Genomic DNA, 13050 nt, shown 5'->3' with positions numbered 1-13050 from the left:
GAGGCGCCACCAGGCTGCAACCTGATTATCCCTGCGCGCGGCACCACTGTGCCGGATCACTCGGACGACCGTTCTGGCGAATGGCGAAGTACAGTGCCGATGTATCCTGACCACCGCTGCTACCAACGGTGGCGATGGGCTCGCCGGCCTTGACCACATCTCCGGCACTCTTGAGCAGGTTCTGGTTGTGGCCATACAGGCTCAGATAACCATTGCCATGGTCGAGAATGACCAACAGACCGGCGCCACGCAACCAGTCGGCGAATACCACTCGACCACCATGCACGGCGCGTACCTGGCTGCCGGCGGGTGCGCCGATCAGCACGCCGTCCCATTTAGTACGAGCGTCGCCGCCACGTGGGGTTCCGTAGCGTGCTACCAATCGACCATCGACGGGCCACGGCAGCTTGCCGCGTGCGCTGGCGAAAGGTCCGCCGTAGATGGCGCCGGACGTCACCAACGGACCGCTTGGTTGGCTGCTCTGCTGTCTGCCAGGCTGCGCCTGTTCTGCCTGTCGTGCTGCCAGGGCGCGCTTGCGCGCTTCCTCTGCTTCGCGCGCCTGGCGGGCCAGGGTTTCCTCGATAGTCTTCAGCACACGGCCCAGTTCGGCCTGCTCTTGCTGGCGCGCCTTGAGTCGCTGGTCACGGGTGGCGAAGTCGCTGTTGAGTTTGGCCAGTGCCTGCTGGCGTTCCTTGCGCGCCTCGGCAAGCTTGGCGTGACGCTCGTCCAGGCCGGCCTTCTGTGCCTGCAACTGGGCCTGGTGGCTGGTGATTTCCTGCTCGACGTTGGCCAGCTGGCGCAGCGTCTCGTTGAATGCAGCGAGCTGCTCGAGGCGTGCCTGACTGAGGTAGTCGTAATAGGTGAGGGTGCGCGAGAATTTTTCCGGGTTCTGCTGGTTGAGCAGCAGCTTGACGTACTCCTGGCGGCCGCTCTGATAGGCGGCGCGGGCCTGGATGGCGATTAGCCGTTGCTGTTCAGTGCGCGCGCCCTGGAGTTTTTTTTTCTCCTGATCCAGGCGCTGGATTTCCTGCTCGCTGCCCTTGAGTTCGCGCTGCAGTTCCTTGACCTGGCCTTCCAGGTCGCCCATCTCGGTCTCGGTCTTCTTCAACTGCTGCTGCACGCCGGATTTTTCCTCCTGCAGCTTTTTCAGCAGCTTCTGCAACTCGGCCACGTCCTGGCGTGCTGCTTCCAGCTGGCGCTGGGTATCGGCACGCTCGTCGGCGATGGCCGGAGCGATCAGGCTGCTGAGCAGAATCAGGACAAGGATGCGAAGCATGGGCGAGGCGACACCGGAGGGCGAATTGAGGCCTAGTATGCCCGCGCTGCCGGGCAAAAAAAACGCCCCAGGCCTGATGGCGCGGGGCGTTTCTTGTTTTCTGTCGATTACTGCAGCTCGACGATGGTCTTGCCGGTCATTTCGGCTGGTTTTTCCATGCCCATCAGCTTGAGCAGGGTTGGCGCCACGTCGGCCAGTACACCACCTTCGCGGATGCGTGCCGGACGTTCGCCGACATAGATGAATGGCACCGGCTCGCAGGTGTGCGCAGTGTGCGCCTGGCCGGTGCACTCGTCTTCCATCTGCTCGACGTTGCCGTGATCGGCGGTGATCAGCGCTTCGCCACCGACCTTCGCCAGCGCCTCGGTGATGCGGCCGACGCAGCTGTCGAGCGTTTCCACAGCCTTGACTGCTGCCTCGAACACGCCGGTGTGGCCAACCATGTCGCCGTTGGCGTAGTTGACGATGATCACGTCATAGCGCTGATTTTCGATCGCATCGACGATCTTGTCGGTGACTGCCGGCGCGCTCATTTCTGGCTGCAGGTCGTAGGTGGCGACGTTCGGCGACGGAATCAGAATGCGCTCTTCGCCCTCGAACGGCTCTTCGCGGCCGCCGGAGAAGAAGAAGGTAACGTGGGCGTATTTCTCGGTCTCGGCGATGCGCAGTTGGGTCTTGCCGTTCTTTGCCAGGTATTCGCCGAGCACGTTGGTCAGTGCTTCCGGAGCGAAGGCGCTGGGCGCTTTGATGCTCGCCGCGTACTGGGTGAGCATGACGAAACCGACCTGCGGCGCGCGCTTGCGCTCGAACTCCTTGAAGCCGGGCTCGACGAAGGCGCGAGTCAGCTCGCGGGCGCGGTCGGCGCGGAAGTTCATGAACACCACGGCGTCGCCGTCCTCGACCTGTACCGGCGTGCCGACGGTGGTGGCCTTGACGAACTCGTCGCTCTCGCCGCGCTCATAGGCGGCCTGCAGGCCTTCAACGGCAGTGGCGGTGTTGAACTGGCCAGCGCCGTCGACGATCAGCTCGTAGGCTTGCTGCACGCGATCCCAGCGGTTGTCGCGGTCCATGGCGAAGTAGCGGCCGGTGAGGCTGGCGATACGGCCCTTGCCGAGGCGGGCGAAGGCTGCGTCGAGCAATTCGATGGATGGCTGCGCGCTTTTCGGTGGGGTGTCGCGGCCATCGAGGAAGGCGTGCAGGTAGATCTTCTCGGCGCCGCGCTTGGCGGCCAGTTCGGCCATGGCGACGATGTGATCCTGATGGCTGTGTACGCCACCATCGGAGAGCAGGCCGAGGATGTGAACGGCCTTGCCGGCGGCCACGGCCTTGTCCACGGCCTGGTTGATCGTGGCGTTGTCGAAGAACTCGCCGTCACGAATCGCCTTGGTCACGCGAGTGAAGTCCTGGTACACCACGCGGCCAGCGCCGAGGTTCATGTGGCCGACTTCGGAGTTGCCCATCTGCCCGTCCGGCAGGCCGACGTCCATGCCGCTGCCGGAGATCAGGCCGTGCGGGTAGGTGGCGCGCAGGCGGTCGTACACCGGCGTGTTGGCAGCGTAGATGGCGTTGTACTCGGGTTTGTCGCTGTGACCGAAGCCGTCGAGGATGATCAGAACCAAGGGTTTTGGCGTGGCACTCATTAAACTGGCTCGCTCTGCGTCTGAGGGGGCAATGGAACAGCCCGGCATTTTAGGGCCAAGCGCCTGGCGCGTCACTGCCAGACGGGGTTTGGCCGACCTGTGGGCCTGTGTATACTGGCCGGCATTTTACCGTCCTGGGCCATATAGATGTTCGCCAACCTGATTGAATTCATCATCAACCACTACGTACTGAGTGGAATGTTCGCCGTTCTGCTGGTGTTGCTGATCGTCACCGAAATGCGCAAGGGCGGGCAGAGCCTGTCGAGCCGCGAGCTTACTGCGCTGGTCAACAGCGACAAGGGCGTGGTGCTCGACGTGCGTGCGCAGAAGGATTTCTCCGCCGGCCATATCGTCGATTCCCTGCACATCCCCTACGACAAGGTGGTGGCACGCATCGCCGAGCTGGAGAAGCACAAGGCCAAGACCATTGTCGTGGTCGACGCCATGGGCCAGCACGCCGGCAGCATCGCCCGCGAACTGAAAAAGGCCGGTTTCACCGCTGCCAAGCTGTCCGGTGGTATTGCCACCTGGCGTGGCGACAACCTGCCGCTGGTGAAGTGATATGGCCAGCGTGGTCGTCTACTCCAGCGATTGGTGCCCCTACTGCATGCGTGCCAAGCAACTGCTGGCCAGCAAAGGGGTGGACTTCGAGGAAATCCGCGTCGACGGCCAGCCGGCCATCCGCGCGGAGATGACCCGCAAGGCCGGGCGCACCTCGGTGCCGCAAATCTGGATCGGCAGCACCCACGTGGGTGGCTGTGACGACCTCTATGCCCTGGAGCGCGCCGGCAAGCTCGATGCGCTGCTGCAGAGCCCCGCTTGAAACCTCAACGTTAAGGAAGGCAAACGCCATGACCGAGCAAGCCAACAGCGGCGCAGCCGCTGACGAATCGCAGAATCCGCAATTCTCCCTGCAGCGCATCTACGTCAAGGACCTGTCCTTCGAAGCGCCGAAGAGCCCGGAAATCTTCCGCCAGGAGTGGACGCCGAGCGTTGGCCTGGATCTGAACACCCGCCAGAAAGCGCTGGAAGGCGACTTCCACGAAGTGGTGCTGACCCTGTCGGTGACCGTGAAGAATGGCGAAGAAGTCGCCTTCATCGCTGAAGTGCAGCAGGCCGGCATCTTCCTGATCAAGGGCCTGGACGCGGCTTCCATGAGCCACACCCTCGGTGCCTTCTGCCCGAACATCCTGTTCCCGTACGCCCGTGAAGCGCTGGACAGCCTGGTGATCCGCGGCTCGTTCCCGGCCCTGATGCTGTCTCCGGTGAACTTCGACGCGCTGTACGCCCAGGAGCTGCAGCGCATGCAGCAAGCCGGCGAAACCACTGCTCACTAAGTGCTCGGTTCGCTTGCATGAAAAAGCGCCCCTCGGGGCGCTTTTTTGTGTCCGCTCGCGGCCTCAGTCGGCGCCAGCGAAGCCGTTCTGCCGCCAGGCCTCGTAAACGGTGACGGCCACGGTATTGGACAGGTTCAGGCTGCGGCAACCGGCGCGCATCGGCAGGCGTACGCGCCGTTCGGGCGGCAGGGCGTTGCGTACGTCTTCGGGCAGACCGCGGCTTTCCGGGCCGAACAGGAAGGCATCACCGGGCTGGTAAGCAATTTCATGGAAGGGTTGCGAGCCCTTGGTGGTGAAGGCGAACAGGCGCGGCTGGCCGAGGCTGTCGAGGCAGCTCTGCAGGTCAGCGTGGCGCTTGAGCGTGGCGTATTCGTGATAGTCCAGGCCGGCGCGGCGCAGGCGCTTGTCATCCAGCTCGAAGCCCAGCGGCTCGATCAGGTGCAGCTGGCAGCCGCTGTTGGCGCACAGCCTGATAATGTTGCCGGTATTGGGCGGAATTTCCGGTTGAAAGAGGATGACGTGGAACATGCAACACTCCGAGCGCTGGGACGAGCGCCATTCTACGCCGCCAGAAGATCCACGGCCGCGTTTGCGCTGGCGTTTCATGGCATCGGTGATGCTGATCGCCTTTCTCGTCGGCATGATGATAGGCCGCGTGTTCGATCCGCCACGTCTGCGTATCGAGGATGCCGAGGCCTGGGAGCAGGGGTTGCAGCTCTGGTTCAATCGTGAGCCACAGGCGCAGGCCGAACATGTCGACGGCGCCCTGGTGTATCGCTACGAGGATGCCTACGGACGGGTGCGTGAGGGGCAATTGAAACTGCCGTTGGGCCTGGTGAACTGGCGCGTGGAGCGCGACGGAAGGGATCTGCTGCTGGTGCTGGTGTCACCCCGTCCGCTGGACGGGGAGTGGCGCGGTGCGCAAGAGGATGGACGTTGGCGGGCGCGCCTGACGCTGCGTCCCAAATAAAGAAGGGGATTCCCCGGCCTGCCTGTACCAAGGTCCCCGAAACGGGTGGTGCCGTGCTCATTGGCAGAACAGCGGCGCGTTACACATGACGCGCGGTGGCGTCGAATAAAGAAGGGGATTCCCCGGCCTGCCTGTACCAAGGTCCCCGAAACTGGGATTGCCTTAGCATATGCAGGGCGTGTGCCAGTTTTATTACCAGCGCCGCAAGTCGCGGTTTTTCGGGGTTGAGGCCATCGGGAGAGGGCCTGCGGCGCTATTTTCAGCGCCGCTGTGCACCAGCGTGCAGCGTGATGCACCGTTGGCGCACCACGCTGTGTTCCCGCTGTTAGCGCGGCAGGAGCTGCAGGGTGGCCTGACTGTTGGCTTTGACGTCGTCGTCGCTCAGGTGCTGTGGCTGATACTCGCCAGTTACGTGGGCGGTCGCCTGATCGCCATAGTGGGCATCGAACGGCACGCCGCTCTGGCCAACAGGAATACCACCCAGGGCCTTGTCGGCGTCACCCAGATCGACCAGGCGTCGGGTCGAGGGGCCGTAAACCACCGGCCAGGGCGCCGGCCCTACCTTGTGCGATAGGTTGTTCGGCGTCTCATGGCCGCCCGGTGCGGCCAGCGGGCCAACGTTCAGTAGCCAGGCCAGCGGCTGCTGTTGGCCAAGCGGGTGACTATGGGTGAGGGTATGACCACGGCCCCAGGTCCAGGCTGCGGGATCATTACCGAGTACGCTGCGCAGGTGGTCCAGGCTGGCACGCCAGGCCTCTGCGACGATCTGCGCGCGGCTCTCGCGTTGCTCGCTACCCTGCCGATTCCACCAGGGTGAATCGGCATTGGCGGTCAGGCGCGGCAGGGCCGTGTCGAGCACGCGGGTCTGCAGCAGGCTGTCGAAGAACACCTCGCCCAGCTCGTCGGCCATGGCTTCGTGGGCAAGCTGATAGGTCAGCTGGTTGAACAGGGTGGCGGCCACGGAGTCGAGCTCGTGGTCGCCATTCCACTTGGCCAGTTGCTCCACCAGCGCGCGCTCCTCATCGTTCGCCACTGCTACGCGCAGCTCGTCGAGGATCGGCGCCAGCAAGCGCGGACCATAGCCGGTACCAGGATCGAGCTGCAGCGCCTGGCTGTTCTGCGTGTCCCATTTCACCGAGGCATCGTTCAGGCGCTGGTTGAGGCGCTGACCGCGGTCCGGCAGGTTGTAGTAACCGGGAATTTCGATGCCGCTGGCCGGCACGGGCTGGTAGTTGGCCGAGAGGATATAGCCGCGCTCGGGGTTCTCTTCCTGCGGGTTGGCGCTGAAGGGGTGATAGCCGAGTTTGTCCGCTTCAGCGCTGGCACCATCGAGGATGAAGGTCGGGTTGACGCCATCCGGGCGCAGCGGCAGCTTGGCCGCGGCCCACCAGGCGATGTCACCGTTGGCGCCTGCCCAGAGCACGTTGAGGCCGGGGGCCTCGATCTTCTCGACGGCGGCGCGGGCCTTGTCCAGGCTATCGGCGCGGCCCAACTGGTAGAAAGCGTCGAGCATCGGGTTATCGGTTTCGAGGAAGGCCCACCACATGGCGATCGGTGTGCTACCGCTGGTCTGGCCCAGGGCATCGTTGATGATCGGCCCGTGCGGTGAGCGGCGCAGGGTGATCTGCACTGGCTCGGCGCCCTTGACCTTGATGCTCTCCGTACGTTGTTCGAGGTCGACCCAGTTGCCCTGGTACCAGACCTGGTTGGGGTTGTCTGGGTTGGTGCGCTCGGCGATCAGGTCGAGGTCGTCGTTCTGGAACATGGTCAGGCTCCAGGCGAAGTCACGATTGTGGCCAAGCATGGCGCTGGGAATCAGTGCGTGGTGGTAGCCATATAGCTCGTAACCAGGCGCCTGCAGGTGCGCTTCGTACCAGACGGCCGGCAGCGAAAAGCGAATGTGCGGGTCGCCCGCCAGCAGCGGTTTGCCACTGGCGGTGCGGCTGCCGGATACCACCCAGGCATTGCTGCCTTCGAACTGCGGCAGGCCAGTGCCCTCCAGAGCGCTGTTGCTGAGTTGGGCGAGGGCGGAAAGATCCTGCCAGTCGCCGGCGGCCAGGGAGGTGCCAAGCACGCCCTGCGGATGCCAGTCGAGGTCGAACAGCTTGAGATAGTCCGCGCCCAGCTCGTCACGAATATGAGTCATCAGCGGTTCGGTGCGCAGGGCTGCGGCGAAGCTGTAGGCCATGTAGCCGGCGACGCTGAGCGTGTCGGCTGCGGTGAACGGGCGTGGCTCGATGCCCAGCAGGTCGAACTCCAGTGGCCGTGGGCGGCTGGCCTGGTATTGGTTGACCCCTTCGAGATAGTGCTGCAGCGCCTGGGTGGACGGGCTGTTGGGATCCAGCCGAGCGGCATAGGCATCGGCATGGCGGCCGATTTCCAGGGTGCGGAACAGACGGTCGGTGGGCACCAGCTTTTCGCCGAGCACTTCGGCCAGTTCACCGCGCGCCAGGCGCCGCAGCAGCTCCATCTGGAACAGACGATCCTGGGCGTGCACGAAACCCAGAGCGCGGTACATGTCCGCCTCGTTCTCGGCGCGGATGTGCGGCACGCCGCGTTCGTCGTAGTCGACCGTGACCGGCGCCTGCAGGGCGGCGAGTACCAACTCGCCATCGCGCTGCGGTTGCTTGTCGTGCAGGTACCAGGTCAGGCCGCCTGCTGCGGCGGCAACCAGCAGGGCAAGGGCGGTCAGGGAGCGTTTCATCCAGCGATCCTTATTGTTGTGGGACAAGCGTGCGAGCATTTTGCGCGGGCGTCCTGGTGTCGGCATTGACCATATGCCTCGATGCTGAAAGTCTATGGTCAAAGATCGCTGGAATCCCCATGCCCGATAACGCCTTCGTCGCCCTCACGCATTCTTCGACCTTGCGCCGCCTGCTCTATGAGGCATTGGCCGCGCTGGGGTTCGACCCGACCGACACCTACCGCCGCGCCTACGCCGGCGTGGCGCTGGCGGCACCGCTGCTGGAGGCGCGAGAGGAACACGACAACGCGCCGCGCTTCTGGCAGGCGCTGGAGGGTATCAGCGGGGATGTCGACATCGGCCTGCACCTGGGTGAGGTGATGCAGCCACGGCCGATGGACGTGGTCAGCTACCTGCTGTTGGCGGCACGTGATCTGCGCCAGGGCCTGCAGGCTTTCGTGCGCTTCCAGCACATCCTCTCAGGCGGTTTTGCCGCACGGCTGGAGGAGCAGGGCGATGAAGCGCGGCTGGTGATCGACCTCAACTACCGCGAGGTTGGCTCGTTGCGTCAGCAGATGGAATGTCTGGCCGTGCTGCTGAGCAAGATGCTGGCGTCCGCAGGCGGCGAGTTGCCACTGCAGGGGGTGGAGTTTCGCCATCGCGCGCCGCGCAAACTTGCCGAGCATCGTCGCCTGCTCGGTGTCGAGCCGCGTTTCTCCCGGCCTCACGACGTGCTGATCCTGCCGCGGGCGCTACTCTCGCGGCCCTCGCGCAGTGCCAGTCCGCGACTGTTCGAGGTGCTCAGTGAGGAAGCCGAGAAGCAGTTGGCCGGTTTGGTGGAAAACCAGTTGCTGGTGCGGGTGCGCTATTGGCTGGAGGTCAACCTTGGGGCGACGGCTTGCAGCCTCGAGGCTTGCGCCTTGGCGTTGGACAGCAATCGCAGTGCATTACAGCGCTCATTGAGCGAGCAGGGCAGCAGCTTCCGTGCATTGCACGATGAAGTGCGGCGTTTACGTGCGCTGCGCCTGCTGGATCAAGGGCTGGGCGTGCGCGAAGTGGCGCGGGCCTGCGGCTTTGCCGAGCTGTCGCCGTTCTACCGGGCGTTTCGTCGCTGGCAGGGCGGCACGCCACGTGGTCTGGTATCGCGCCACGGATTGATCGGTGGTTGAGGTGCTTTCGTAGGGTGGGTTAGCCGCCTGTCGCACTTATCAGTCGACTCGCCATATTAGCTGCGGCGTAACCCACCGCCGGCGCAAGGCGATCTACCGCCTGGTGGGTTACGCGACGCCCCACCTCCGCGACGTTCCTCGATTCACCTGAGGCGTCGCTAACCCACCCTACGGGGTCAGTCGTTGCTCGGCGCGGCCCATTCGCAGAAGCAGCCCACCGCCAGGGTATTGCTGGCATTCACCTTGCGCCCAGCCGAGAGCGCTTCGAGTATGGGTTCGATGAAGCTGTTGCTCGAGTTGCAGACCAGGCCTTCGCTATAGGGGCCGAAGTAGGCCAGCTGGCCCCGTTTGTCCCAGATCGCCACGGCGGGGCTGGCTGGCAGGTTGGCGCTGCCGGGCAGCTCGTCAATGGCCTGTAGCGCGGCCAGTTCGGCGGGCAGGCGGCCCTGGCTGCCGGGCTTCTGGACGACGTGAAATTGCACGCCTTGTGGCGTGTAGTGTTCGATCAGCTCGGCCAGGTGCTGCTGGTTGCCGACATTGCATGGGCAGGCCGGGTCCCAGAAATGCACCAGGCGGATCGCACCGGGGCCGCTCAGCTCGTCGGGCAATTGCAGTTCGGCGCCGGAGAACACCGCCGCGCGTTCGTCGAAGGTGCGCAGGTAACGCGTTTCGAACCAGCGGTAGGCCAGCACCATGCCGGCCAGCCAGGCCAGGGCGAGCAGAGTGATGAGCAGGTTCTTGCGTGACAGGCGGGGCATGGCGCGGGCCGGGGGTAAAAGGGCGTGTAGCTTGCCACGATGCGTCGGGCAGCTGAATATCGCAGCATCGAGACGATGGCGCCGGTATCGACCGCGCGCCTCGCGCAACTTATGGAAAGCCCTATGTCAGAGCCGTTTCAGCCCGATCAATTGCGCCCCCTGCTGCGACCCTTGGCCGCAGCGCGTCTGGACTTGCCGGCGCTGCAGGCGTACCGCAGCTTCTACGGTTTTGACCTGGCTGCGCGTTTTGCCGGGTTGGACAACCGTCTCGGCAGCTTCAATGCCGCCGGCTACCAGATCGCCGTGCAGCTGTGGGCGCCGGCCGAACCGCGCGGCACGCTGCTGCTGTTGCACGGCTATTACGACCATATGGGCTTGTACCGGCATGTGGTCGACTGGGCGCTGAGCATGAACTTCGCCGTGCTCGCCTGCGACTTGCCGGGGCACGGACTGTCCAGCGGCGCGCGCGCCAGCATCGGTGATTTCGCCGAATATCAGCAGGTGCTGGGCGGCTTGTTCGAGCAGGCCAGCGAGCTGGGGCTGCCGCAGCCCTGGCACCTGTGCGGGCAGAGCACCGGCGGGGCGATCCTGCTGGATTATCTGCTCGCGGACGGCAAGCGGCCGGAGCTGGGGCAGAGCATTCTCCTGGCGCCGCTGGTGCGACCGCGTGCCTGGGGCTGGTCGAAACTCAGCTATCGGGTGCTCAGCCGGTTCGTCCGGGAAATTCCACGGCGCTTCAGCGATAACTCCAGCGACGCCACCTTCATCGACTTCGTGCACAACCTCGACCCCCTGCAGCCGCGCAGTTTGCCCACGGCCTGGGTGGGGGCGTTGGCCAAGTGGGTGCCACATATCGAGGCGGCCGGGCGCAGCGCGCACAGCCCGTTGATCATTCAGGGTGAGGCGGACATGACGGTGGACTGGCGCTACAACCTCGAGGTGCTGCAGAGCAAATTCAATCAGCCGCAGATCCTGCGCCTGACAGAGGCGCGTCACCACCTTGCCAATGAGAACGAGGGGCTGCGCCGGCGGTATTTCGATTTCCTGCGCGAGCGCCTGGCTTAGATGCCCTGCGGCGCTGGCGCAAGCTCATTGGTACTCATGCCCACGGCAAGTCCAGCACGCAGCGCCTTTAGGGCCGCCTGGTAATAGGCTTTGCCTGCATCCGACTGGGCGAATTCGACGAACTGCTCCAGCTCGGGGTCGCTCAATTCGCGATAGACATGCAGCAGGGTGTTGTCGAGGTCCTGTTCGATCTGCGTCATCAGGCGTTCGCGCTGGCCATTGAGCAGCCCCTGGGCTTGGCCGCCACCGAGCAGGCCGGGAAGCATCTGGCTGAGGCTGTCAGCCGCCACGCCGGCCAGCGCCAGGCTGACTTCGGCGCCGGCTTCCTTGGCTGGCAGTGCCTGCGCCAGATGACGAATCAGCAGGCGTCGGGTGGTATCCGCGTCGGTGCGCGGCAGGCCATTCTCGTACCTGGCCAACTGATCGCGACGCGTGGCCAGCGTTTCGGCGGCGACGATCTTGCGCCCCAGCTCGGATTCGAAGAAGGCCAGCGCCGGCTGCGGGTCGGCCAGTTCCATGCCCAGGCTGTGCTGCGCGCGTTGGTCGATGGCGGCAGCGGCGAAGCGGCGATTGCTGTTATCCACCAGGGCCTGGAACACCGCCGGTGGCAGGGTGCTGCGGTAGCGCTGCTGGGCGGCGTCGAGTGCCTGGTTGAAATGTTCGCGCTGTTGCGGCCAACCGGCAGCCTGATACAGGCGCAGGTGGTCGTCTGCCAGGGCCGGCAAGGTCAGGCCTATCAGCAACAGGGCAAACAGAACGCGCATCGAGAACTCCTTGGCAAACTTTCCTGGCCGGCCGCAGGGTGCTGCGGCCCGCTATTTTCGGTGGCTGAAAGGGGCTTGTCGAGCTATGTCTAGCGGGCCATCCGCCGCTGTACAATCGCGCCATGAACGACACTGACCTGCAACACAGCTTTGCCAACCTTATCGACGACCTTGCCAGCCAGCGTTGGTCGTTGCTGGAGCTATTCGCCCCAGAGGTTCTGACCCGCGAACTGGCCGCCGAGTGCCGTAAGCGTGAGCGCAGCGGCGAGCTGAGTGCTGCCAGCGTTGGTCGTGGCAGCGCGCAGCAGGTGCAGGAGGGTATTCGTGGTGACCGCATCCAATGGCTGGAGGCGGGCCAGAGCGAGGCCTGTGACCGCTATCTGCAACTGATGGATGATTTGCGCCTGGCCCTCAATCGCGAGCTGTTTCTGGGGCTCGAGGATTTCGAGTGCCATTTCGCCTCCTACGAACCGGGTGCCTTCTACCTGCGCCATCTCGACCGTTTCCGCGACGACGATCGGCGCACGGTCTCGGCCGTGCTTTATCTGAATGAAAGCTGGCAGGCCGACCAGGGTGGCGCGTTGCGCCTGTATCTGAGTGATGGGCGTGAGCATGACGTATTGCCGCAGGCCGGCACGTTGGCGCTGTTCCTTTCCGGCGATATGCCCCATGAAGTGCTGCCGGCCACCCGCGAGCGCCGCTCGCTGACTGGCTGGTTCAGGCGCCGCGGCACCGACGTGCTCTGAGCGCACGGGAGAACGTCGATGCAGAAGATACTGGTCAGCCGCTGCCTGCTCGGGCATCGGGTGCGTTATGACGGTGGTGCTCACGGCCCCTTCGATCAGCTTCAGCAGTGGCTGGACGAGGGGCGGGTGGTAGCGCTGTGCCCGGAGGTGGCGGGCGGCCTGCCGACGCCACGCCCACCTGCGGAGATAAGCGGTGGTCAGGGCAGCGCGGTGCTGGACGGGCGACTACCGGGGCTGACGAGCGAGGGCGAAGACGTCACCGCCGCGTTCGTCGATGGCGCCGAACAGGCGCTGGCGCTGGTACGTGAGCACGGCATCCAGATCGCCCTGCTCAAGGCGCGCAGCCCTTCGTGCGGCAATCTTGAAAACTACGACGGCAGCTTCAGTGGTGTGCGGGTGTCGGGCGAAGGTGTCACTGCTGCTCTGCTGAAACGAGCCGGTGTCCAGGTATTCAACGAAATGCAGTTGGACGAAGCGGCCGCCGAGTTGGCGCGGTTGGAACATGGCGGCGCTTTAGAGTCGTAGGAGCGAGCTCTGCTCGCGAACATGGGAGAGGGTTATGAAAGGAGATCGGACCGCACAAGAGGAGCGCGGAGGCGATGATGTATATTAAAAAGATAGAGGAAGGGTAGGGCGGGGTGT

Annotated in this window: 14 protein-coding genes; 8 read left to right on the top strand and 6 right to left on the bottom strand. The window is 64.5% G+C overall.

Translation table 11 applies throughout. From position 1 onward, the window contains the following. Positions 1 to 25 precede the first annotated feature (25 nt). Together EGJ86_RS14515 and gpmI are read right to left on the bottom strand one after the other, a co-directional pair. Entirely contained in the window at positions 26 to 1276 is a 1251-nt protein-coding gene (locus EGJ86_RS14515; protein ID WP_125835583.1) for a murein hydrolase activator EnvC, read from the bottom strand. Positions 1277 to 1383: 107 nt separating this feature from the next. Beyond that, positions 1384 to 2916, bottom strand: coding sequence for a 2,3-bisphosphoglycerate-independent phosphoglycerate mutase (gene gpmI / locus EGJ86_RS14510; RefSeq protein ID WP_125835582.1), 1533 nt, complete (start codon positions 2914 to 2916; stop codon positions 1384 to 1386). 147 nt (positions 2917 to 3063) lie between these two features. On the opposite strand from gpmI, the gene EGJ86_RS14505 reads away from it, so the two are divergent. From EGJ86_RS14505 to secB, 3 genes are read left to right on the top strand one after another with little or no spacing between them, the layout of a single operon-like run. Next, complete coding sequence (locus EGJ86_RS14505; RefSeq protein WP_106733375.1) at positions 3064 to 3477, top strand: rhodanese-like domain-containing protein; 414 nt, start codon at positions 3064 to 3066, stop codon at positions 3475 to 3477. 1 nt (position 3478) lies between these two features. Then, positions 3479 to 3739, top strand: a complete 261-nt coding sequence (gene grxC, locus EGJ86_RS14500; RefSeq protein ID WP_037002286.1) for a glutaredoxin 3 — start codon at positions 3479 to 3481, stop codon at positions 3737 to 3739. A gap of 28 nt (positions 3740 to 3767) precedes the next feature. Continuing rightward, complete coding sequence (gene secB, locus EGJ86_RS14495) at positions 3768 to 4253, top strand: protein-export chaperone SecB (RefSeq protein ID WP_125835581.1); 486 nt, start codon at positions 3768 to 3770, stop codon at positions 4251 to 4253. Between the two features lie 63 nt (positions 4254 to 4316). Here secB and trmL read toward each other — a convergent pair whose 3' ends face one another. Next, on the bottom strand, positions 4317 to 4781 hold the full coding sequence (trmL, locus tag EGJ86_RS14490; protein ID WP_125835580.1) for a tRNA (uridine(34)/cytosine(34)/5-carboxymethylaminomethyluridine(34)-2'-O)-methyltransferase TrmL: 465 nt from the start codon (positions 4779 to 4781) through the stop codon (positions 4317 to 4319). Between trmL and EGJ86_RS14485 the strand changes: the two genes are divergently transcribed. Continuing rightward, complete coding sequence (locus EGJ86_RS14485; RefSeq protein WP_125835579.1) at positions 4780 to 5223, top strand: hypothetical protein; 444 nt, start codon at positions 4780 to 4782, stop codon at positions 5221 to 5223. The two genes, trmL and EGJ86_RS14485, sit on opposite strands and share 2 nt — an antisense overlap. Before the next feature lie 325 nt (positions 5224 to 5548). Here the strand turns inward: EGJ86_RS14485 and EGJ86_RS14480 are convergent, their stop codons facing one another. Next, complete coding sequence (locus EGJ86_RS14480) at positions 5549 to 7927, bottom strand: penicillin acylase family protein (protein WP_177432850.1); 2379 nt, start codon at positions 7925 to 7927, stop codon at positions 5549 to 5551. A gap of 119 nt (positions 7928 to 8046) precedes the next feature. On the opposite strand from EGJ86_RS14480, the gene EGJ86_RS14475 reads away from it, so the two are divergent. Next, entirely contained in the window at positions 8047 to 9075 is a 1029-nt protein-coding gene (locus EGJ86_RS14475) for an AraC family transcriptional regulator (RefSeq protein WP_125835577.1), read from the top strand. 176 nt (positions 9076 to 9251) lie between these two features. On the opposite strand, the gene EGJ86_RS14470 is transcribed toward EGJ86_RS14475, so the two are convergent. Continuing rightward, on the bottom strand, positions 9252 to 9833 hold the full coding sequence (locus EGJ86_RS14470; RefSeq protein WP_125835576.1) for a DUF6436 domain-containing protein: 582 nt from the start codon (positions 9831 to 9833) through the stop codon (positions 9252 to 9254). 123 nt (positions 9834 to 9956) lie between these two features. Here EGJ86_RS14470 and EGJ86_RS14465 point away from each other — a divergent pair, with 123 nt between their 5' ends. Continuing rightward, a complete protein-coding gene (locus EGJ86_RS14465) occupies positions 9957 to 10898 on the top strand; it encodes an alpha/beta hydrolase (protein ID WP_125835575.1) in 942 nt (313 codons plus the stop codon). Here the strand turns inward: EGJ86_RS14465 and EGJ86_RS14460 are convergent. Beyond that, complete coding sequence (locus EGJ86_RS14460) at positions 10895 to 11662, bottom strand: hypothetical protein (RefSeq protein ID WP_125835574.1); 768 nt, start codon at positions 11660 to 11662, stop codon at positions 10895 to 10897. The two genes, EGJ86_RS14465 and EGJ86_RS14460, sit on opposite strands and share 4 nt — an antisense overlap. A gap of 122 nt (positions 11663 to 11784) precedes the next feature. On the opposite strand from EGJ86_RS14460, the gene EGJ86_RS14455 reads away from it, so the two are divergent. Together EGJ86_RS14455 and EGJ86_RS14450 are read left to right on the top strand one after the other, a co-directional pair. Beyond that, positions 11785 to 12408, top strand: coding sequence for a 2OG-Fe(II) oxygenase (locus tag EGJ86_RS14455; RefSeq protein ID WP_125835573.1), 624 nt, complete (start codon positions 11785 to 11787; stop codon positions 12406 to 12408). A gap of 18 nt (positions 12409 to 12426) precedes the next feature. Then, positions 12427 to 12933, top strand: coding sequence for a DUF523 domain-containing protein (locus EGJ86_RS14450; RefSeq protein ID WP_125835572.1), 507 nt, complete (start codon positions 12427 to 12429; stop codon positions 12931 to 12933). Positions 12934 to 13050: the final 117 nt, after the last annotated feature.

Source organism: Pseudomonas sp. o96-267 (assembly GCF_003935465.1).
In the GTDB taxonomy this organism is placed as follows: Bacteria; Pseudomonadota; Gammaproteobacteria; order Pseudomonadales; family Pseudomonadaceae; genus Aquipseudomonas; species Aquipseudomonas sediminis.
Note: the sequence above shows the minus strand (reverse complement) of the source record. Positions and strands in the feature narration are given on the sequence as shown.